At 57.6% G+C, this 23,561-nt stretch carries 15 protein-coding genes; 13 read left to right on the top strand and 2 right to left on the bottom strand.

The window, feature by feature from the left end; translation table 11 throughout:
• Window positions 1-165: 165 nt before the first annotated feature.
• The 4 genes from ylqF (at window position 166) to WD071_RS03330 (ending at window position 7,381) form a co-directional block, all read left to right on the top strand.
• On the top strand, window positions 166-1,068 hold the full coding sequence (gene ylqF / locus WD071_RS03345; RefSeq protein ID WP_368046915.1) for a ribosome biogenesis GTPase YlqF: 903 nt from the start codon (window positions 166-168) through the stop codon (window positions 1,066-1,068).
• Window positions 1,069-1,085: 17 nt separating this feature from the next.
• Window positions 1,086-3,908, top strand: a complete 2,823-nt coding sequence (gene rapA, locus WD071_RS03340; protein WP_368046914.1) for an RNA polymerase-associated protein RapA — start codon at window positions 1,086-1,088, stop codon at window positions 3,906-3,908.
• Between the two features lie 2 nt (window positions 3,909-3,910).
• A complete protein-coding gene (locus WD071_RS03335) occupies window positions 3,911-6,844 on the top strand; it encodes an insulinase family protein (RefSeq protein ID WP_368046913.1) in 2,934 nt (977 codons plus the stop codon).
• A gap of 393 nt (window positions 6,845-7,237) precedes the next feature.
• Entirely contained in the window at window positions 7,238-7,381 is a 144-nt protein-coding gene (locus WD071_RS03330; RefSeq protein WP_368046912.1) for a hypothetical protein, read from the top strand.
• Window positions 7,382-7,443: 62 nt separating this feature from the next.
• On the opposite strand, the gene WD071_RS03325 is transcribed toward WD071_RS03330, so the two are convergent.
• Window positions 7,444-8,541, bottom strand: a complete 1,098-nt coding sequence (locus WD071_RS03325) for a DUF2235 domain-containing protein (RefSeq protein ID WP_368046910.1) — start codon at window positions 8,539-8,541, stop codon at window positions 7,444-7,446.
• A 114-nt stretch (window positions 8,542-8,655) separates the two neighbouring features.
• Window positions 8,656-9,348 (bottom strand): class I SAM-dependent methyltransferase, encoded by a 693-nt coding sequence (locus tag WD071_RS03320; protein ID WP_368046909.1) that lies wholly within the window; start codon window positions 9,346-9,348, stop codon window positions 8,656-8,658.
• Between the two features lie 539 nt (window positions 9,349-9,887).
• On the opposite strand from WD071_RS03320, the gene WD071_RS03315 reads away from it, so the two are divergent.
• The 9 genes from WD071_RS03315 (at window position 9,888) to WD071_RS03275 (ending at window position 23,381) form a co-directional block, all read left to right on the top strand.
• Window positions 9,888-12,989: a TonB-dependent receptor plug domain-containing protein gene (locus WD071_RS03315; RefSeq protein ID WP_368046908.1), complete on the top strand. Its 3,102-nt coding sequence runs from the start codon at window positions 9,888-9,890 to the stop codon at window positions 12,987-12,989.
• Window positions 12,986-14,755, top strand: a complete 1,770-nt coding sequence (locus WD071_RS03310; RefSeq protein ID WP_368046907.1) for a sulfotransferase — start codon at window positions 12,986-12,988, stop codon at window positions 14,753-14,755. Before WD071_RS03315 ends, WD071_RS03310 begins: the two co-directional genes overlap by 4 nt.
• A 239-nt stretch (window positions 14,756-14,994) precedes the next feature.
• Complete coding sequence (locus WD071_RS03305; RefSeq protein WP_368046905.1) at window positions 14,995-16,140, top strand: amine dehydrogenase large subunit; 1,146 nt, start codon at window positions 14,995-14,997, stop codon at window positions 16,138-16,140.
• Window positions 16,137-16,664, top strand: a complete 528-nt coding sequence (locus WD071_RS03300) for a MauE/DoxX family redox-associated membrane protein (RefSeq protein ID WP_368046904.1) — start codon at window positions 16,137-16,139, stop codon at window positions 16,662-16,664. Before WD071_RS03305 ends, WD071_RS03300 begins: the two co-directional genes overlap by 4 nt.
• Before the next feature lie 3 nt (window positions 16,665-16,667).
• Window positions 16,668-17,291, top strand: coding sequence for a methylamine dehydrogenase accessory protein MauD (gene mauD, locus WD071_RS03295; protein WP_368046903.1), 624 nt, complete (start codon window positions 16,668-16,670; stop codon window positions 17,289-17,291).
• Entirely contained in the window at window positions 17,288-17,911 is a 624-nt protein-coding gene (locus WD071_RS03290) for a methylamine dehydrogenase light chain (protein WP_368046902.1), read from the top strand. Before mauD ends, WD071_RS03290 begins: the two co-directional genes overlap by 4 nt.
• Entirely contained in the window at window positions 17,886-19,661 is a 1,776-nt protein-coding gene (locus WD071_RS03285) for a cytochrome-c peroxidase (RefSeq protein ID WP_368046901.1), read from the top strand. The genes WD071_RS03290 and WD071_RS03285 overlap by 26 nt, the downstream gene beginning before the upstream one ends.
• A gap of 115 nt (window positions 19,662-19,776) precedes the next feature.
• On the top strand, window positions 19,777-20,982 hold the full coding sequence (locus WD071_RS03280) for a phosphatidylserine/phosphatidylglycerophosphate/cardiolipin synthase family protein (protein WP_368046900.1): 1,206 nt from the start codon (window positions 19,777-19,779) through the stop codon (window positions 20,980-20,982).
• A gap of 164 nt (window positions 20,983-21,146) precedes the next feature.
• A complete protein-coding gene (locus WD071_RS03275) occupies window positions 21,147-23,381 on the top strand; it encodes an Ig-like domain-containing protein (protein WP_368046899.1) in 2,235 nt (744 codons plus the stop codon).
• Window positions 23,382-23,561: the final 180 nt, after the last annotated feature.

Below are 23,561 nucleotides of genomic sequence, written 5' to 3'. Positions count from 1 at the left end.
GAGGGAATACTTTTTAACCAATATTGGTTAAAAAGTATTCCCTCCGTCCCCATAATCCGATCCGAAAGTATTCCCTCCGTCCCCATATTCGGGAATGGTAACACACCGGTCATGCTGCCAAGGCGCTGCCGTGCTATGATGCGCGCCCATGAAGGACGCAAGCCCATGAAAATCAACTGGTACCCCGGACACATGTTCAAGGCCAACAAGGAGTTGGCCAAACTCATGCAGCAAATCGATGTGGTCATCGAAGTGCTGGATGCCCGCATGCCTGCCGCCAGCGCAAATCCCATGCTGGAGAACATGCGCAGCAAACACCACAAACCCTGTGTGCACGTGCTCAACAAAGCCGACCTGGCCGACCCCAGGGCCACCGCGGCCTGGATCAACTACTTCAACAGCAAACCCGGCAGCGCCGCGCTGATCAACGGCAAAGACCAGCTGCTCAGCGTCGAGAACCTGCTGTGGCAGTGCCAGCGCCTGGTCGGGCAGGAACAGCGCAAATATCACGCCGTCATCTGTGGCATCCCCAACGTCGGCAAGTCCACGTTGATGAACCAGATCGCCGGCCGCAAACTGGCCAAAACCGGCAATGAACCCGCCGTCACCAAGGCCCAGCAGCGCATCAAGCTTAACGACCTGTGGTATCTGTTTGATACCCCCGGCGTGCTCTGGCCCAAACTGGAAGATCAGGACGCCGCCCACCGACTGGCCTGCGCCGGCGCCATCCGCAACACCGCCATCGTGTTCGAAGATGTTGCCTTTTACGCCGCCGAGTTCCTGCTGCGCGATTTCCCCGATTCTCTCAAGAACCGCTACGGCATGGACACACTGCCCGAAGACGCCGAACAGTTCATGACCGAACTGGCTGGCAAACGCGGTTGCCGCGGCCGCTACGGCGGTGTCGACTGGCACAAGGTGTCCGAAATCCTGTTGCACGATTACCGCGAAGGCAAACTGGGCCGCCTGACACTGGAACAGGCACCCCCGCCCATCGAGCATCCAACTAAAGCGGACACCCCCGACAGCGCAAACGAACCCTTAAAAGAAGCACCGCCCAGTACATGAATCAAACGAACAAGCACATGACACAAACGAACAAGCTCAAAGAATTCGCCCCCGGCCAGCGCTGGATAAGCGACACCGAACCCGATCTGGGTCTGGGCATGGTCACCGAAACCGACCACCGTACCGTCACCCTTGATTTCAGCGCAGTGGATGAATCCCGCCGTTACGCCCGCGACAGCGCCCCGCTCAGCCGCCTGCTGCTCAATGTCGGCGACCCGCTGCAACTGGGCGAGGTCAAGGTAGAAATCACCAACATTGATATCACCGATGCCGGCACCGTCAATTATCTGATCAGGATGCCCGAAGGCGACATCAAACCGCTGCCCGAAGCGCTATTGCCTGACAACCTGAGCATGAACCGGCCACTGGATCGCCTGATGTCCGGTCAGTTTGATCCGGCGCACTGGTTCCGCCTCAAACAACAAAGTCTGGCACTGCTCGGCAAAGCCGAAGCCAGCGGCCTGATGGGCCTGTGCAGCGCGCGCGCAGAACTGATTCCGCACCAGCTTTATATTGCCGATGAAGTTGCCCGCCGTTACGCACCGCGGGTGATGCTGGCCGACGAAGTGGGCCTGGGCAAAACCATCGAAGCCGGTCTGATTCTGCAGCAGCAACTGGTCAGCGGCCTGTGTCGGCGAGTGCTTGTCATTGTGCCTGAGCCTCTGCTGCACCAATGGCTGGTGGAAATGCTGCGCCGCTTTAACCTGCTCTTCACCGTGCTCGACGCCGAACGCTGCGAAGCGCTCACTGAAAGCGGAGAAAGCGATCCGTTCAGCAGCACCCAGTTGGCGCTGTGCCCGATCTCCCTGTTCACCAACAAACCCGAGCTGGTCAGTCAGGCGGAAAACGCCGGCTGGGATCTGTGCATCGTCGACGAGGCACACCATGTTGAGCTGGGCGCCGAGCAGGCATCCGACCCCGCCTACCTCGCGCTGAGCCGCCTGGCAGCGGCCAGCAAAGGTCTGTTACTGCTCACCGCCACCCCGGAGCAGCTGGGCCACAGGAATCATTTTGCCCTGTTGCGCCTGCTCGACCCGGCCCGCTTCAACGATTACGAGCAGTTCGTCAGTGAGCAAACACATTACCAAAGCATTGCAAGTAAAATCAGTGATTTGGACAAGAATAGCGCGAAAGTACGCGAGCTTCTGGACCAGCATGGCACCGGTCGAATTCTGTTCCGCAACACCCGGCGCGGGCTGACCGGATTCCCGGCGCGCAAGCTGCACCCATGGCCGCTTTCCAACCAAGCCAGCCTTTCCAACCAGGCCGCCGCGGGCGCGAGCAAATCCACCACAAGCGCAAGTGAACCTGACGACGCAGACGGCAGCCTGAGCAGCGATCCGCGCGTGCAGTGGCTGGTGCAGTGGCTGGAGGAAAACCATGACGGCAAAGTCCTGCTGATCTGCGCACACGACGCCATGGCCATCGCCCTGGAAAAACACCTGCGCCTGCGTGTCGGCATCCGCAGCAGCGTTTTCCACCGCCACATGAGCCTGCTGGAGCGCGACCGCGCCGCCGCCTACTTTGCCGGTGATGTCACCACGTTCAACAATGCAAACGATGCTGACAATCAAACCAGCGCCGCACGCATCCTGGTGTGCTCGGAAATCGGCAGCGAAGGCCGCAACTTCCAGTTCTGCCGCCACCTGGTGCTGTTCGACCTGCCCACCAATCCCGATCTTCTCGAGCAGCGCATCGGCCGCCTGGATCGCATCGGCCAGCAGCATGACATCAACATCCACGTACCCTATGTGCAAGGCACGCGTCAGGAAGTGCTGTTCCGCTGGTACCACGAAGCACTCAACGCCTTTGAACAGGTGTCCCGCGCCGCCTTCCGGCTCTACCAGAATCTGCAGCCGCAGTTGCAACAACACCTGGACGCTGCCGAGCCGGACAGCCCTGCCTTCAAGAGCTTCCTGGCGGACGCCGCGCAGCAAAACACAGAACTGCAGCAGGAACTGGAACAGGGCCGCGACCAGCTGCTGGAGCTGAACTCCTTCAACGCCGAGCGTGCCAACGAGCTGGTCAGCAACATCCGCCGCTTTGAGAAGGACTGCTCACCGCAAGACTGGTTGCTCAGTGTGCTGGACAGCTACAGCGTATTCTATGACCAGAACAGCGATGGCAGCGTCAGCATTATTCCCGGCGAAGACATGCTGCTGCCGGTTTTCCCCGGCCTGCCCGACGAAGGGTTTGAAGCCTGCTTCCAGCGCAGCCAGGCGCTGAGCCGGGAAGACCGTGTGTTCCTGAGCTGGCAACACCCCATGATCACCGGCGCCGTGGATCTGGTCATCGACACGCATCAGGGCAAGGCAGCGGTCAGCGTCTATGTGGACGACAGCGGCTGGCCAGCGCCCCGATCGCCATTGGTCGCCCAGTGCCTGTACCGCGTCAAGGTCAGCGCCCCGGCCCATCTGCAACTGGCGAAATACCTGCCCGCCACCAGCATGACCCTGACGGTGGCTCTCAATCAGCGCGATGACGCCGCCCTGCTGACCCTGAAACCCGACTTTGCTGACGCCCTGCGCTACCCCAACAAGGCCGCCACCCGCGAGTTCATGCAGGAGCATCAGAAAACCCTGCAGAACATGCTCAGCCATGCCAACCTGCAGGCCGCCAAACAATGCCAGCAGGCCATCGACCAGGCCAGCCAGCGCATGCTCGCCAGCCAGACCGGTGAAATCAAACGCCTGCTTGCATTAAAGCAGAACAATCCCAATATCCGACAGGAAGAGATAGACTACCTGAAAGAACAGACGCTGGCCCTGCACCAATGCCTGGGCAAAGCCGAGGCCGAACTGGTCGCGATACACCTGATCCTCAACCCGAAACAGGAATGAATATGAGCCAAACGCCCACCTGGAGTCACGCCTCGTTCAAATGGCTGCGCAGCCAGAGCATCCCCTCGCTGCAGCTGGACATGCACGAATTCGAACATGAGCGAACCGGCGCCCGCCACTACCATCTGGCCGCCGACAATCCGGAGAACGTGTTTCTGGTCGCCCTGCGCACCCTGCCCATGAACTCCAACGGCGTCGCCCATATCCTGGAACACACCGCCCTTTGCGGCAGCCAGCGCTACCCGGTTCGTGACCCGTTTTTCATGATGATCCGGCGCTCGCTCAACACCTTCATGAACGCCTTTACCAGCAGCGATTGCACGGCTTATCCCTTTGCCAGCAAGAACAGAAAAGACTTTGATAATCTTCTGCAAGTCTATATGGATGCTGTATTTTTCTCCAATCTTGATGAACTGGACTTTGCCCAGGAAGGGCATCGCCTGGCCTTTGTTGAAGACGACAACGCTGACAGCGATCTGACCTACAAAGGCGTGGTCTACAACGAAATGAAAGGCGCCATGAGTTCGGCCACCGCACGATTGTGGCAGAGCATGAGCAGCTACCTGTTCCCGACCTCCACCTACCACTACAACAGTGGCGGTGAGCCTTCGCATATTCCGGATCTGAGTTACGATGATCTGAAAGCGTTTTATCAGACCCATTACCACCCCAGTAACGCCATCTTCATGACCTATGGCGACATCCCCGCGCACGAGCACCAGGCCAAGTTTGAAGAGCTGGCCCTGAAACGCTTCGACAAACTGGACATTCACCTCAGCGCCAAAGATGAAAAACGGTATCTGGCGCCGGTCAGAGTACAGGAAAGCTACTCGGTGGACGCCGCCGATGGGGTGGAAGACAAAACTCACGTGGTACTGGCCTGGCTGCTGGGCAAAAGCACGGATCTGGAGGCCCTGTTCAAGGCGCAGTTGCTGAGCGCGGTATTACTGGACAACAGTGCCAGCCCGCTGCTGGAAGCTCTGGAAACCACGGATCTGGGTAAATCACCCTCGCCCCTCTGCGGGCTGGAAGACAGCAACCGGGAAATGAGTTTCCTGTGTGGTCTGGAAGGTTGTGCACCCGATGCCGCCAACCAGGTCGAGCAGATGGTGCTGGATACCCTGAAACGGGTGGCTGACGAGGGCATCGATCCTGACCAGGTGGAAGCCGCCCTGCATCAGCTGGAGCTGCATCAGCGGGAAATCGCCGGTGACAGCCATCCTTACGGTCTGCAATTGATGATGGCCGGTCTGTCTACGGCCGTGCACCGTGGCGACCCGATCAAGCTGCTGGACATTGAACCGGTGCTGGTGCAGCTGCGCGAAGACATCAAAAACCCGGACTTCATTCCCGGCCTGATCCGCGACCTGATCCTCAACAACCCGCATCAGGTGGTGCTGACGCTGACGCCGGACACCGAGATTGCGCGACGTGAAGCCGAGGCCGAAATGGCACGTTTGCAGGCGATCAAGGCCAGCCTGAGCGACGACGACAAAGCCCGCATCATCGATCAGAACCAGCGTCTGGCCAAGCGTCAGGTGCAGGAAGACGACCCCGATGTGCTGCCCAAAATCGGCCTGGACGATGTGCCGGCCGAGCTGCCGGTGATTCATTCCGAACAATTGCAGTGTGCCGGGGCGCCGCTGAGCTGGTACGCGCAAGGCACCAATGGTATTTGTTATCAGCAGGTGATCGTCGATCTGCCGAACCTGGATGAGGATCTGCTGGCGGTACTGCCGTGGTACACCAGTTGCCTGGCCGAACTGGGTGTGGGTGATAAATCCTATGCCGAAGTGCAGGCCTGGCAGGCGGCCGTATGCGGCGGCATCAACTGCTACGCCAGCGTGCGGGCAACGGCGCAGGATGAGCAGCAAAGCAAGGCCATCCTGGTGATGTCGAGCAAAGCGCTGACTGCCAAACAGGCACAGATGACCGAGCTGCTGTATGACACCTTCTTTAACGTTCGCTTTGATGAAGGCAAGCGCATCCACGAGCTGCTTGAGCAGATTGCCGCACGCCAGCAAAGCAGTGTCACCGGCCGCGGCCACGTGCTGGCGGTCAACCTGGCATCCAGCGGCATGAGCCCCACTGCCCATCTCAGTCATCAGTTCTCTGGCCTGCAGGGCATCAAAACCCTGAAAACACTGGCCCGCGACCTGAAAGACCCAGAGCATCTGGCGGCTCTGCTGGATAAATTATCGCGCATTCATCAGCAGATCATCGTGGCGCCGCGCCGTTTCCTGATGGTGGGCGAGGAACAGCATCGCGACACCCTGCTGGCCACACTGGAAGCCGCCTGGGCCAAGGCACCGGCCGTGTCTGCGACGGCGCAGCCCCTGCAGTTGCCATCAACACGTCAGAGCGTGAAGGAACTGTGGACCACCAATACCCAGGTGCACTTCTGCGCCAAAGCCTACCCTACGGTACCGGGCGGGCATCCCGATCACCCGGCGCTGTCGGTACTGGGCGGTTTCATGCGCAATGCCTTCCTGCACCGCACGATTAGGGAACAGGGCGGTGCCTACGGCGCCAGCGCCGATCAGGACGGTGGCTCAGCCTCTTTCCGTTTCTTCTCCTACCGCGACCCGCGCCTGGCAGAAACACTGCAGGACTTTGACGCCGCCATCGACTGGGTGCTACACGAAGAGCACCATGAACGCCTGGTCGAAGAAGCCATTCTGGGCGTGATCAGCAGCATGGACCGATCGATTTCGCCGGCCGGCGCCGCCAAACAGGACTACTACAACACCCTGTTCGGCCGCACCCGCGAAGCCCGCATGGCCTTCCGTAAAGGCGTACTCGCGGTCACCCTCGCCGATCTGCAACGCGTCTGCGCCCAGTACCTGAAACCCGCCAACGCCAGCATCGGCGTTGTCTCCAACACCCAGCAACAAGCCATCGCCGACAAACTCGGCCTGCACGTCAAACCCTTATAAGAATGGGGACGGAGGGAATACTTTTTGACCAGCCGCAAAGAATGGGGACGGAGGAAATACTTTTTCCGCACACGTCTTTGCCAGCACGGAAAATCGGAGCATGGGTGATTATCAGCAAGGGAAAACAGACGGTATTAGCGGCTTTTTGCAAGTTTCGAAAAATTTTTAAATATTTTGGGAACTTCGTAACAAACAGTGAGTCTGATTAAGTGTAGGTAGATTGCAGACAAAATTGTGGGTTTTGTTTCATTTATCTCTCCCTTGATAGTAGTATGACTCTGAGCCCGGCCTAAATCGCCGGGCTTTTTTTTGCCTTGTATTTACCGCGCCCGGCGCTAAAATGGCGCTCTGACCAGTAATATCAGGTCTTACAGGAAATCAAGGAGTGTCACCATGTCAGACAAATTTGCCGATATCGTCAAAGAAAAGATGGCCGAAATCAAAAAGCAGCGCGAGCAGGACAAAGGCCAGTCAGCGCCGGAATTCAAAATCAACCGCGAGCAGGCTCCCGAATCAGACAAGCCAGTTAAACACTGACCGCCTGAACATCCGGGTGTCCCCTCAGGCCGGTGTTTTTCAATAGTCCCAAACAAACCAGATCAGGTTAATTCACCACTTTCCCCTGTGACCACGTTGGCCGGTATTTCCTCCGGGCGGCTGGGTGCGCGCCAGCGCCTGAACACGCTCGGATGAACGGCTTCACCCAATGCGCCATTGCCGATTTTGCGCAGACGCGGCAATCCCGTTAGCGGTGTCCTGTACATGGCAGACAGGGAATCACGCAATTCGCCAAAAATATTGGGGTCAACGCGCCGCTTCAGGTAATACGGATCCAGCACCAGGCCATGTCGCCCCGCCGCTTCCAGCATCCACATCAATGCCTGGTCAGACAAACCGGCATCCGCGTAGCCACCACCAACATTGGAGTGCACCCCGGCAAACCACATCTGTTCTACGGTTTTGCATGGCGTCGGGCACGGCGGCAGCCACAGGCATGGCTCGAAAGGCGCGCGCTGCTCGTTAATCGCCAGTGCATGATAGGCATGACTGACATTGTCACCCAGGCAGACATCGTGGAAACGGTGCCGTGAACGGGTGAGCCAGCCCAGCGGCCCTCTGGTGGGAAGCCCCATAGCGCCGACGGTGTCCCAGACCCCCAGAAAATGTACCTTGCCCGGCAGGGACTGATGTTCAGCGCGAAACGCCTGCCCTGCTTTTTGGCGCTCGTTTGCATCCTTCATACGATAGATCTGCGACGCTTTGTCCGCCAGGGCCATCGCCTGTTCATTAACATCCTGTTCATTCACACCCTGGGCGTCACCGCCGCGACACTGGGGAATACCGCACACCCCCAACATACCCGCCAGGCTGCGCACGGTGAATGCGCCACGGCTGAAGCCAAACAGAAATAAACGGTCATCCGGCTGATACTGAGTCAATAACCAGGCGTATGCTTTACGCATATTGCCAAACAGACCGTTGCCAGCCACGCCGCCCCACAATTTGTCCAGCATCCCCGCCGTGCCGACACCGGTGTCATAGTAGCGTAACTGCTCAACCTGCGGTGCGTTGACCCTGACTGCCCGCACCGCTTTCACCACATTGCTCGGCACCTGACGCTGCCGGTCCACCTGATCGGGTTTATTCCAGGTGCCATCGACACCCATCACGATATTGCGCATAACAAGAGCTCCCATTTCTCCTGTTATAGACCAAAAGAATGGGGACGGAAAAAAGAATGGGGACGGAGGCAATACTTTTCTATGAAAAGTATTGCCTCCGTCCCCATTCTTTTCCCCATTCATTTTGCCTCAAGCTTTGACGCCGCTGATAATGCTTTTCACATGCTCCATGTCACGCCAGCAGCCCTTGCCAAAGATCTTCTTCACATCTTCGACCACTGCCATATAACCATAGCGCGGGTGGGCGTCGTGCACTGCAACACGGGCGCCGGGGTTCAGGTAAGGCTCAAAATCCTTGAAATCCTGATAAGCCTGTTCGTGATTGCCGTCTATCCACAAAAAGTCGATACCCACAGACTTGTCCCAGTCACGCGCAGCTTCCTGGGAAAACCCTTCAATCAGGGTAAAGCGACCCGCAAAGCCATTCTGCTCCAGCCGTGATGCCACCAGCGCCTTGCTCGGTTTGTCCTCCAGCGACACACAATTGTCTGTGCGCTCGGCCTGGATTTCCAGATCCCGGGCAAAAGGGTCAATGGCATACACGTGACCTGCCCGTGAACCTGCACCGCGCAGCAGATAACTGGTCGACAGACCGCCGTAGCAGCCTATCTCCACGATCACCCCGCCCTGCGGTATTCGGGATGCCCAAAGGGTCAGCATGCCCGCCTCGGTATGACGGATCATCCCGCCATATGCACGCTTGTCGTACTTATAGCCTCGCAGCAAACCCTGCAGATTGTGATACAGCGGACGGGAGAACCCGGAGATGACTTTGGGGCCATTCTCACGCCAGGCTTTTTCCAGGAAATCATTGCTCGCCATATTTTATTGTTCTCGTTGTTTGAAGTCTGATACCTAAAACTAACGTTGATCAGCCCAATTGGCAAGAAGCCCTCGACGGGATGCGTTTATGGGGACGGCGTTTATGGGGACGGAGGGAATACTTTTTGACTGGTCAAAAAGTATTCCCTCCGTCCCCATAAACGAACGCCCATAAACGCGGTTGCGAGCACCGTTGTGGCTCGATCCGCACCAGTCGGGGGCGATTTTCACGGGCAGAACTGGCGCACGAAAAAGGGGCGAGGAATTTTTCAACAAGACCTGCCCTGCTACAAAACGGTGCTTATCCACCATGAGTTCATTTTCGCCGATGACCGAAGAAACGTTTTTTGTTGTTAGATAATGCTGCCTTGATTAATAAATCATCATTTCTCTTTTGCATTCAAATGATGGATTTTTGTGCCCCGAATTCGCGCACACATCCGCAATAAAACCTTGGCACGAATAATGCCACTTCACGTTTGACAGTTTGTTAACACCAGCACGTATTTTGCAACCGAAATGCAATGTGAGGAAAAAACATGCCACCCCGCAGCAACAAAAAAAGTATTCCCCATAAAGTCAATATACTATCAGCCGCGATTTCCCTGACACTCTTCCCATTGACGTCACCACTTTATGCCCAGGATGGCGCAGACCAACCTCAGCTGGAAGAAGTCGTCGTAACAGGGTCACGTATAACACATTTTGAAGGTGACTATTCGGCCCCCGTTCTGTCTCTGGGAGCTGAACAGCTCGAGCAGTCCGGCGCCACCAATATCGAAGACTTTATCAGTGAGGTGGGCGCCCTTGTAGGGTCTTCAGGCTCGTTTGAAACGCAGGGCACCGACGGTGGCTCGCAGGTAGGTGTCAACGCCCTGAACCTTCGTAACCTCGGCAACAACCGTACACTCACCCTGGTCAATGGTCGCCGCCACGTGAGCGCGCTGGCCACCGGTGAACCACTGGTCGACACCAACACCATTCCCATCGCCCTGATCGAACGGGTCGACGTGTTGACGGGTGGCGCGTCCGCTGTATACGGTGCTGACGCAGTATCCGGCGCCGTCAACTTTGTACTCAAAGACGATTTTGAAGGTGTCGCGGTACGAACACAGGGTGGCATGTCAGACGAAGGCGACGCCGAGGATTTCTTTGCATCCTTTGTTTTTGGCACCAACTTTGACGGTGGCCGCGGCAATATCACCTCCAGCTACGAATTCCGCAAACAGGAAAGGCTGGAAACCAAGGACCGCGACTACGGCATCACGGGCCGACAGTATATCAATAACAACCCGGCAGAATACGGCCAGGCAGACGACCCCAACGTGCCAGACCGCACCCTGACACCGCCGGGATCGCGCAACTATACGTTTACCGCACCTGACGGACGCTACGACATTCTGGGCACCGTCAGGGCAACCGGTGAAGCGCTTACCTACCCTTCACCAATCGCACTGTCTGCCGACGGGTCGCTGTTTGAAGTGGGCCAGCCCACCTCCGGCTTCGCCCACCTGGGTGCCGATGGCACACCCACAGCCTATTTCTCGTCATCATTGATCCCCGAACTGGAGACGCACTCATTCAACCTGAATGGACGTTATGATCTCACTGAGAATCACACCGCATTCACCGAGTTCAAATTTGTGCGCACTGACGCTATCAACCCGCGCAGTTCGTCTTATACCACCGTACTCGAACTGAGCCTTGACAATCCGTTCATTCCAGATGCTTTCAACGACGTGCTGGCAACCATTGATGACCCCAGCATCAACCTGGCACGCGACGATCTCGAGATGCGTTCACTGAATGACAATACCCGGGACACCACCCGCCTGGTCGCCGGTTTCAGAGGTGAACTCACAGACTGGCTGCGCTACGAAGCATCAGCCAACTACGGTATTACCGAAGTGACCACACGGCTCAGCAATCAGCGTCTCGAAGACCGCTATTTCGCTGCCCTGGACGCGGTGATGGACCCGGCGACAGGTCAGGCCACCTGCCGTTCCAACCTTGATCCATCGGCCGTACCGCCCAACGATCCTGTGGTATCCCCCTGGAACCCGGGGATATGGGGCGAGCCAGCCAACATGACATTCACACCCGGCCCCAACAGTGGCTGCGTTCCGTTCAACCCCTTCCTGGACGGCACGCAATATTACTTCTCGCCCGGCCAGATCAACCCGGACGACCCCAACGGTCCCGCCCAGCAATTTATTACCAATGCGGGCTCTCCCATCGTCAATGAGGGTGAATCGGAGCAGACCGTGTTTAACGCTTTCCTGTCCGGCGACAGCTCCGGCTTTGGGCTTGAATTACCCGGCGGGCCTGTTGATTTTGTGGTGGGCGGCGAATACCGCGAAGAAAAAATATCCAACACACCTGCCAGCATCCTCAGCAACCCCAATGGTCTGACACCACTGGATTTCACCCGGCCCAGCAGTTCGTCCTACGACGTGTCCGAAGTATTTACCGAAGTATCGGCACCCATTTTTCAGGACCTCGGTCCATTGATGCAGAGCCTGCGAGTGGACGGTGCATTCCGGTACTCAGACTGGTCAACCATTGGTGAGACAACCGCATTCAGCTTCGGTCTCAACTGGACACTGAACGACAGTGTCATCGTTCGCGGCTCGCTGGGCGAATCTGTGCGCGCACCCAACCTGGCCGAGCTGTTCGAACCGGAAAACCAGGCCTCGTTCCGCCCGGAAGATCCCTGTGAAGCGGCCAACCTGAACGCGCAGACGGCCAACACCGTGGCCAACTGTACCGCTGAATTGACGGCACTGGGCCTGGACCCCAACGGCTTCGTATCCGCCTCACCGGTAGGTCGTCCGGGCGTGCGCGGCGGCAACCCCAGTCTGATGGAAGAGACCAGCAACACCCAGACCCTCGGGGTCGTGTACACACCGCAATGGATGCCGGGCCTGGTGGCCGCGGTTGACTGGTGGGAAATCGACATGTCACAGGGCGTGCTCTATCCCAGCGCGGACGAAATCGTTGAACGCTGCTACGACCAGCCAAGCACAGACAATGCTTTCTGCGAGCTGTTTACACGGTCGACAACAGGCGCTCTGGTCGGGGTGATCGTGGACCTGGAGCAACGTCCGGTCAACGTCAGTAACCTGTACACTTCGGGTGTCGACTTCAGTGTCAACTACCCGATAGATCTCAGCAACCTGGGCATGCTTTCGCTGTCATTTAACGGCACCTATCTCGAGTCCTTAAAAACCCAGCCTACAGTTGAACCCAGGCAGATCGAAGAAGCCGGCCAGGTGGAAACGCTGTTGGGCCAGCAGGCGCCGGAATGGGTAGCCAACCTGAGTGCCAACTGGCTGCGCGGACCGCTGTCATTGACTTACCGGTTCCGATATCAGAGTGAGCTGAACATATATCAGGACGAAGAACTTGCCCGCCAGCCGGACCTCTCCGATTTCCTGAAAACCGATGCGGTGATGGTACACGACATTCAGGGCAGCTACAGCTTCAACAATGGCTTCGAAGTGTACGGCGGGATCAACAACCTCACCAAGCAGGAGCCAGACCCCAGCTATCTGAACCTGCCGGTGGGGCCTCGTGGGCGAGTTGCCTACCTCGGTGTCTCCGCTGACTTTCAAAGCCTGAGCAGCCTCAATCCGTTTTGATAGACGTCATCCACCAGCTGCGTGACCGGGTCGCCCGCCAACCGGGCGACCTTGACGCCGGCCTGATGCTGGGCTCTGCCCTTTACCAGGCCGGCAACTACGCAGATTCTGTCATAGCGTTCAATAACCTCCTGGGTCACCATCCCGGTCACCCACAGGCATTGTTGCTGCTGGCCCGAACCCTGGCCCGCTCGGACCAGCACGGTGATGCACTTAAAGTGCTGGCCCGCGCTCAGCAGGTAAACCCTGACAACCCCCAGGTCTGGCAGGTCGCCGCCGCACTGGCCGCAGATATCAGGGACTGGCTTGAACTGTTGCGCATCGCGCAGGGCTGGACACAATCACACCCCGATTCTCATCAGGCCTGGCAGGCGCTCTCCCGTGCCCACTTTGAAGCATCACGATTCAGCGATGCCATCACCGCCTATGAACGAGTCCTGGCGCTAAAACCCGGTGATGCATCCATGCTGATCGGCGCGGCGCGTCTCACCATTGCCGCGCAACAATACGAGCAGGCCCGGCGCTATCTTGACGCCGCGCAAAATATTGCACCCGGCACTGCCGAACTGCTGTACACATTATGCCGATTGCACCACCTGACCGGCGAACTGGACGTTGCCGAGCACTACTGTCGGCGCGCCATCGCGGCACGGCCCGGGTTTGCGACCGCCTATGTTGAACTCGGCGCGCTGTGTGAAGGCAGGCTGGACGATGCAGAAATCGAGGTCGTCAGAGAATTGTTTACTGACCCGGCCGTGCACCCGGAGTATCGGGTCATGCTCGGTTTTACGCTGGGCAGCGCACTGGATCGTCGGGATGAATGTGCGCAGGCGTTCGCGGCATGGGACCAGGGCAATGAGATTAACCGGCGCATATCCGAACAGGAGGGTTTTGTTTATCAGCCCGCGTTGATTGAGAGTGAGCTGGCACTGCTACCTGCCATCTTCAGCGACCTGGATCCAGGCCTCAATCCAGGCTTAGAGAGCGATGATGCCGATCACCCACGACCCATCTTTGTGGTGGGTATGCCACGATCGGGCACGACCCTGATCGAATCGATCCTGGCCTCACACTCACTGGTTCACGGCGCAGGGGAACTGCCCACACTGTACGACATTCACGAAGAACTGATGGCTGTGGCACGCGACCAGGGCGTTGATGCCGCGCGTGACATGGTACGCCATCAGGCACCAGACTGGCGCAAACGCTACCTGGCGGCACTACCGGTAACGGCAGGCAAGACCCATGTGGTCGATAAACAACCGCTTAATTTCCGGTCAATCGGCCTGATCCGCATGCTGTTCCCAGGCTCACCCATTGTCTACCTGCAACGTGATCCCATGGATGTGGGTTTCTCAATCTACCGGCACAAATTTTCCAAGGACTGGCCTTGCGCGCACCGGCTCGCTGATATCGGCCATTATTATGCGGTTCATGCCCGCATCGTTGCGTACTGGCAGCAAAGCTATGCGGAATCGATCCATATTGTCGACTACGCCTCATTGGTGAATGACCCGGAAACCCGGATCCGTGAGCTGATAACCTTTACCGGCCTCGAATTCGAACCGGCCTGTCTGGCACCCCACAAAACCAGGCGCGCGGTGGCCACTTTCAGTGCTGTTCAGGTTCAGAACCCCGTGTCGACTCAGTACAGCAACCGCGCAGAGCGCTATGTTAATCAACTTAGTGCACTAAGCCATGCGCTGGTTAACAATGGATTCGCCCGCGTCAGTGGCACTGATGTTGCACATCCAGACCATGAATAGGCGCAACACCCTGTAAATTCAGTGATTAACACCGTCAAGCGCATCATCCTGGTGCCTGACAATAAAAAAGTGACATGTTGCAGTGCACACACCAGTGCTTAACAGAAATGGATGTCCCAACAGAGCGAGAGACGAATGAAACAGATTGACGCTGGCCCGGACCCGGAATTTCAATACAAAACCGCAATAGAACTCGGCAATAGAAACCGGCAACAGAACTTAGCAAACAGGGGTAACAAATGAAAATACGTATGCTTGCGCTGGCCGCATCGCTGGCGGCCACTGGCGTCGTCAATGCACAATGGGATAGCGTCGTCGGCGAAGTCGGCGTCATTGAAGGGTTTGACCAACACTGGGTGACCGTTCGCCGCGGTGACACGGTCTTCCTGGTCGATGCTGACGAAGGCGTTATTGGTGGCACCCTGCTGGTGTCCTCATTCTCTCCCGCCCTGGCGCCACGCATGAGCGAAGGGCTGCTCTATGCCTACGGCAGCTATTACTCCCGAGGCAGCCTGGGTGAGCGAACCGACGTAGTACAGATTTATGATGTCGCCACCGCCACCGCGATCAGCGAAGTCGAAATTCCCGCGCGCGCGGCCGGCATTGGCCACGCGGGAATGATGGGCCTGATCAATGACCGTTTCGCCGGTGTCTGGAACATTACACCTGCCACCTCTGTCAGCCTGGTCGATATTGAAACCGAAACCTTCATCGGTGAAGTCTCGCTGCCAAGCTGTTCAGGCATCTACCCGGAAGCACAGGGCTGGATTTCTGTCTGTGGTGATGGTACCGCGCAGTACATTCAATTGAACAGTGCCGGCCAGGAAACCCGCCGCATTCAGAGCGCGTCCTTCTTCGATGTGTTTGCTGACCCGGTCTACGACTACTCGGTGCCCGCCGCCGATGGCTGGATGTTCATGTCTTTTGATGGCTACCTGCGCAAGGTAAAGCTTGAGGGCGATTCGCTGGTGGTTACCGCTGCATTCGATATCAACCCGGAAAGCGACGGGACCCCGGACGTCAACGGCGTCATGCCCAAGCCAGACGACAGCTGGCGCATCGGCAGCTATCAGCCTTTTGCCTACCATGACGGCGAAGCACTGCTGGTCACACTGATGCATGAAGGCGGTGGTCAGGAAACCTTTGAGAAACCCGGCACCGAAGTCTGGGTCTACAACATGCTGACCGGCAACCGCGGCATTCGCATCGAACTGGGTGAAGACGTCACTGCCCGCGGCGTACTGCTGACCCCTGGCGATGATCCGCTGATGGTATTGTCCACCAGCGAGGGCCTGCAGGTACGTGATCCACGCACCGGTCGCCTGCTGCGCACCATCGAAAATGTTTCCGGCACCATACAGGCACTGTATGAAGGAATACAATGATGATTGATCCATTACTGACCATTGTCATTGCCACCTCGCTGGCCTTGCTGTTTCTGCTCGCGGCGCGGCACAAGATCAGTGCCCATCGTCGCTTTGAAGCACAGCTGGCGGCGTACCGGCTTCTGCCTGACGCTCTGATCTCCCCGGCTGCCCGCGTGTTGCCGTGGCTGGAAATCGCTGTTGCCATCAGTCTGCTGTTTGCCGTTACCCGGCCTGTGGGCGCCGTGCTGGCCGCAACATTGCTGGCCGTTTATGCGCTGGCCATGGGTATCAACCTGAGCCGCGGACGTTCGCAAATCGATTGCGGCTGTGGCGACACACCACAGTCTCTGTCCGGTCTGCTGGTACTGCGTAACTGCGTGCTGGCCATCGGCGCGCTGATGTTGCTGGCACCGGTAGCTGCACGACCACTCAACATACTGGACATGGTGTTCGCCGTGCTGTTTGTTGCCGCCTGCTCGCTCAGCTACACATTATTTGAACAGCTTTCACGTAATCACACCCTACTGACAGATAAGGAGTAAGCCATGAGCAACGCTTTGGCAGCTACATTAATTCTACTGACGCTCGTGGTACTGGCACTGATATTCGCCGTTATCGCACTGGCACGACAGATTGGTATTCTGCACACCCGACTGGCACCCGCCGGCGCCCTGATGACCACGGCCGGCCCCAAGCTGGGCGAGAAAATAACCAATATGTCGATCCCTGACATCCACGGTAAACCGGTAGCCATCGGCGCGTCCGGCAACGGCATCAAGGCGGCCAAGGCACAACTGCTGTTGTTCGTGTCACCTTCCTGCCCGATCTGTAAAGAACTGGTGCCAACCGCTAAAAGCATGGCACTGAGTGACAATGTCGACCTGATCTTCGGCAGTGATGGCGGACAGGCTGAGAGCCACCTGCAATACATCGAGAAGATGAAACTGCAGGACTACCCTTACATCGTGTCACTGGAACTGGGCATGCGCTTTGAAGTGGGCAAACTGCCTTACGCCGTGCTGATCGATGAAAGTGGCGCACTGCGCTCCAAAGGTCTGGTTAACAGCCGCGAACACCTGGAGTCACTGGTCACTGCCATGCAAAGTGGCTACGAATCAATTCAGGATTATCTGGTCAAGAAAGGTCATCTGGAAGGGAGTGCATCATGAGTACCCGTCAAGAACTGATTTCACAAATGATCAAAGATCTGGACTCGGTGACCACCGGTGCCATTCGCATGCTGGCAGCCCGTACCTCCCGGCGTTCATTCCTGGGCCGCATGGGTGTATTCATGGCCGGTATGGGCGCCCTGCCCGTGCTGCCCATGTCACGCGCATCCGCACAGCCCGCATCCTCACCCGCTACGTCGGCGACACCGTTTCCGCCGCCCGGCAATGCCGGCCCGGTCAATGGCGTTGCCGACATTCAGGAAATGGGTGACACCGAAAGTTGTGACTACTGGCGCTACTGTGCATTCAGCGGCTCCATCTGCAGCTGCTGTGGTGGTTCACTGACAACCTGTCCGCCCGGCTCACAAACAGCAACCGTGGCCTGGGTCGGCTCCTGTCATAACCCGACAGACGGCAGAAACTACCTGATCTCCTACAATGACTGCTGTGGTAAAGGCAGCTGTGGAGGTTGTGGCTGTTCACGTTCGGAAGGTGATCGCCCGGTCTACTTCCCGTCTAAATCCAATAACGTGCTGTGGTGTTTTGGCTCTACCAGCCACGCCTACCATTGCACGCTGGCACTGGTGATTGGTCATGGCGATAACAACGCACTGCCCTGATCGCCCGCTGGCGACACTGTTACTGTTGCTGTGCCTGCCTTTCGCTTCCGCGATGGCAGGTGCGGCAACACCGCAGTTCAACTACCTGCTGCACTGTGGCGGTTGCCACATCGAAGACGGCTCGGGCATGGCTGATATCGTGCCCGATCTGAATGAAGACCTGGGGTACTTTGCCAGTTTTGAAGAAGGTCGTTCTTACCTGGTGCGTGTACCTGGCGCTTCACATTCGCCGATGAGTGATGGCGAACTGACTGAGGTCATGAACTGGATGTTGCGCACCTTTGCTGCAGCGGATAATCCGGAACCTTACAGCGAAGCCGAAGTGACCGCGAACCGTCGAATTCGCATGGATGATGCGCTGACCGTGCGCAAGCAATTGCTGGAGCTGAAAAACAGCGGTGCGGACATATCTGCTGTTCCGCGAACCACCACAGTCCCGCAGGCATTTGTCGGGCCGCTACAACCAGCTGACCACGCAGAGGCGCCAGATCAACTGGCGTCACTCTCCGCACTTTCGGCACTCTCCACACTTTCTGCACCAAGACCAACACCCGCACCACCACTGCCGCCACTGTCAGCACAACAGCAGCGAGCGTTTGGTGAGGCGCTGTTTTTTGATACCTCGTTGTCACGCTTCGGCAACCAGGCATGTGCCAGTTGCCACGATCCCGGGCGAGCCTTCGCCGACCCCCGCTCGCTGAGCGCCGGTAAAGGCGCCTCCATCGGCTCAGATGGCAGTTCCATCGGCCACCGCAACGCACCCTCTCTCACTTATATCGCTACCACCCCCGATTTCACGCTACAGGATTCAACACCTGCTGGCAGCCTGCAGCCGCCACGCCCGACGGCACGAACAACAACCACAACAACGCCCCCACCCGCCGACAGCATACGCGGTGGTTTTTTCTGGGACGGTCGTCAGGCTACCCTGGAAGACCAGGTACTGACACCTTTTGTTAACCCCAAGGAAATGGGGCTTCAGGATTGGCCAGAGCTGATCAATCGCATCGCCGTCAATGAGCGCTATCAGGAATTTGTGGGCGCTTTGCAAATAACCGGGACCGACACAGCCCGCAGCCAGCAACAGGAAAGCGACATTCTCGCCAGAATAGCTGACAGCCTGGCAAGTTACCTGCGCAGCGACACGTTTAACACCTATGATTCGCGTTACGACCGCTACGTGCGCGGCGAGATATCAGCCACGACGCAGGAAATTGTTGGTATGGGGCTGTTCTTTTCACCCGGCTTCAGTAACTGTGCAACCTGTCACCAGGCATCCAGCGCTGCCTATGCGCCACGCGAAGTATTCAGCAATCACCGCTACGAGAATATTGGCACGCCGATTAATACCACGCTGCTCGGCAGCAACGGCCTGGGCACCGGATTTCGTGACGCCGGGCTTGGCATGAACCCGGCACTGGGCACCGGTTTCGATCAGACCGACGTTAACGGCCGCGTCAAGGTTCCCAGCCTGCGTAACGTCGCCGTCAGCGCACCCTATATGCACAACGGCGCCTTCAAAGAACTCGACACCGTGATGCGCTTTTACAATCACTACAGCGAAACCGGCGGCAGCGGCCAGATCAACCCGGAAACCGGCGAGCCCTGGGCACAATCCAACAACCCAGACGGCATCGCCACCAACAAGCTGCGCGGCAACTTCCCCTTAAGCGATCGCCAGCTCGACGCCCTCACCGCCTTCCTGCGCATGCTCACCGACCAGCGCTACGAACACCTGCTAACCCCCTAGCTGTATTTAATTATGGGGACGGAGGGAATACTTTTTATTCCCTCAAAAGTATTCCCTCCGTCCCCATTCTTTTCGTCCCCATTCTTTTGAGCATCAAAACCGTTATGATGCCGTCATGACGACAAGCGAACGGAACACGCGGACAGACCAACAGGCACCATTTAACTGGCAACGCAACTGCCGTTTTGAGCTTCTGATCGACGGAACCACGTTTTTCCCGCGTATTCTGCAGCTCATCGAACAGGCCAAAGACAGCATCGACATCGAGTTGTACCTGGTCGAATCAGGCAAGGCAACCGCAAAGGTCGTGGCGGCGCTGACGGCAGCGGCAGAAAGAGGCGTTGTCGTGCGCTGTCTGTTCGACGCCAATGGCAGCGCCGACTTTGACGCCGGCGAGCGCGACACGCTGCGTCAGGCTGGCATCAATCTGCGCTTTTACAACCCCATCACCCTGCTTAGCGGCGTGCGCAATCTGCACCGCGACCACCGCAAACTGCTGCTATTTGATCGGCGCATCGCCTGCATCGGTGGCCTGGGTTTCACCGATAACTTCTGCGAACCAGAGGCCGACAGCGATTCCGACGAACCCGCCCAATCGAGCTGGCATGAGCAAATGCTGATCGTAAAGGGCGACATTGTCGAAGACTGGCAACATCTGTTCGAGCAATCCTGGCAGCAAGCCAGCAAACCGCAACGCCGGGTGCTCGACAGCCCGCCGCAAAAGCACGCCTCCATCCCATTACCTGAACCGGGTCCGGGACTCGGCCGAGTTACCTTCAGCGCATCGCGCAACAACCGCGACCTGCTGCAGTCACTGATCAGCCGCACCCGTCAGGCAAAATCGCGTATCTGGATCGCAACCCCCTACTTCGTGCCGCCCCGCTCCCTGCTTCGGGCGCTGATCACCGCAGCCAGGCGCGGCATTGATGTCCGTCTGCAGGTTTGTGGTAATTTCACCGATCTGCCGCCGGTGCGCTACGCCGGCCAGATCTACTACGCCGCACTGCTGCGTGCAGGCGTCAGAATCTACGAATACCAGCCGCGATTCCTGCATCTGAAGTCAGCGTTGATCGACCAATGGGTGTCGCTGGGTTCCTGCAATTTCGATCACTGGACGCTGCACTGGAATCTGGAGGCCAACCAAAATGCCCTGGATCCGGAGTTGGCGAAAAGCGTGCAACACAGCTTTGAGCAGGACTTCAGTCAGAGCAATGAACTGACCCTGCATCAATGGAAGCTGTTGCCACCGCGCTACCGCCTCGAAATCTGGTTCTGGGGGCGAATAAAGAAACTGGCGGACCTGTTCCTGAGTTTCTATTAACAGGCAATGCCCGCCAGCAGCCTCTCTCTCTTTCTTCTGTCCCGCACGCACATCCAAAACACTTTTTCAGGTGTTTTGGCCCCCTTTTCAATCCGATGGCTATGTAGAGTCTGAATGCATCACACGCCAGGACATGAAAAATGCAGAAGAACAGGAGACATCCGTTGAAACAATGGCCGCTCAGCCTCGCTGTGGCACTTTACCCCGCCGTGGCACTTTCCCCCGCCGTGGCACTTTCCCCAGCTGCGGCACTTGTCGCAGCCATGGCACTGCCGCTGACTGTTCTCGCACAAAACGGGACGTTGCCGGAAGATATGCAGAATATCGGCACCTTTGACGGCCGTACCGGCATCTATCAAACCTGTGTTATTGCTGACGGAATTGGCGAAGGATTCTGGAACGTGCAACTACGCGGAGCGGAAATGCCAGGTGTGGGCCCTGACATGTTCTCGCTGGAGCTCATCGCCGCCACCGAGACACAGTTTGACGAGTGTGGCACCGTGTTCGACCCTGACACCGGCGAATTTCTCGGCCTGGTGTTCGCCAGCAACGTCGGCGCGGAATTTGACGACCGCACTTTTTTGTTTCAGGCACTGATCAACCCCGATGCGCCCGGTTTCCAATTCCTGACCAACCTGACAGAAGATTTTGTGGACGTCAGCGCGCCCGATGAAAACATGTCGGTGACTGTGCAGTTCGCGGACCGTGGCGCCTTCACCGATCAACCTCAGATTTACACACTCAGCCAGCGTCCCGACAGCCTGACGTTGTCCGCTCCGGTGTGTCAGGCCACCCTTGGCAGTGATAGTGCCGCCGTCAACCTGCCGGTATCACTGGACATTACTGCGTCCGGGCTGTCGATCTCCCGCAGCGACAATGCCATGCAGGTTGCCACAGGCTCGCTGACTACTGGCAGTTACGCGCTCAGCGCCCGTTGCCAGGCCATGTTTGGCGATCAGATCTACACCAGTGGATCCGCCAGTGTCCTGCTTACCATCTCGCCTGACGTGGTGCCGGAGCCAGCCAACGTAGCACCGTCCTTTACCAAAGGCGGCGATCAGTCTGTCGCCGAAGATGCCAGCGCCCAATCCATCAGCAACTGGGCCACCAACCTCAGTGCCGGACCCGCCCGTGAATCCGGCCAGACCCTGAGCTTCAACATCAGCAACAACAACAACGCCCTGTTTGCCACACAACCAGCGGTGGCGAGCGATGGTACGCTCACCTACACACCGGCGGCCAACGCCAACGGCAGCGCCACGGTCACGGTCAATGTTCGGGACAACGGCGGCACCGGCAATGGCGGCGTTGACACCAGTGCCTATCAGACCTTCACCATCACGGTCAACGCCGTCAATGATGCGCCGTTGTTGACTGAACAGAGCGTTACCGTTGATGAGGACTCCGGTGAGTTCACAGGCACCGTGGCATCTCCCGGCGTCGGCGAGTCCGGCCAGAGCCTGACGGCAACTGTCACCGGGAACAGCAATGCCAGCCTGTTTGCGGCCGCACCTGCCATCGACGCAGATGGCTCGCTGTCTTTTACACCGGCCGAAAATGCCAGCGGTGAAGCTGAGATAACATTGGAGTTGAGTGATGACGGCGGCACTGATCAGGGTGGCGTGGACTCGACGACAGTAACACTGACCATCACGGTCAACGCCATCAATGATGCACCAGTGATCAGCGCCACGCTGTCTAAGACCAGCGATATATCCGTTACTACCCCGCGCAGCGCTGACGCGGATTTTGACCTGCTCGGGCCTGATAAGGCCAGGACCGTGACCTATGCAGCGTTTATCGACTCGACATCGGGCGGACCTAAGGAAGGCAGCCAGACTGTTACCTTGAGCGTTGTTGACGTTGACAACGTGCTGACCAGTGCCGGCACCATCAACGAAGATGGCGATCTCACCCTGGCGTTCTCCGATGCCATCGGCGACGGCCCGGTAACCATTGAAATTCATGCCACGGACGACGGCGGCACTGACAACGGTGGCACCAACACCGCTGTGCTGCCGCTCAAAATCATTCCCAGCGAACCGTCGGTGGTGCAGTCGCGCTATCTGAAAGGCAGAGAAAACCAGAGATGCATCGCAGTTTCGCTTCGCCCGACCTATTTTAAGGGTGTTAAAGATCCTGATAACGCATCACCTTATTTTCGCTTCGTTATCAAAACACTTCCGGCAAAAGGCACGCTGTTCACGCCTGACCTGGAGACAGAGGTCACGGAAGACTCCATCTGGGAACAGAAGGAATTCTGTTTTGTGCCACCGAAGTATGATTTCTCGGCGCCAGGGGAGGTCTACGCGAGCTTTACCTATGTCGGCCTCGACGACTTTGATATTCCCTCAGAGAGTACAGCCACCGTCGAAATCGAAGTGGAAGGGATTTTTTAGTTATTTGCGAGAATGGGCGTGCAAGAATGGGGACGGAGGGAATACTTTTTAGCCAGGTTGGTTAAAAAGTATTCCCTCCGTCCCCATTGTTGCTCAGCCGCCATTCTTGCTTCATCATGCACCCATGATAGCCAATGCCCTGGGTCACGTATTTCTGCTGATACTGTTCGGCGCGCTGCT

Source organism: Pseudohongiella sp. (genome assembly GCF_040877505.1).
GTDB lineage: Bacteria > Pseudomonadota > Gammaproteobacteria > Pseudomonadales > Pseudohongiellaceae > Pseudohongiella.
Note: the sequence above shows the minus strand (reverse complement) of the source record. Positions and strands in the feature narration are given on the sequence as shown.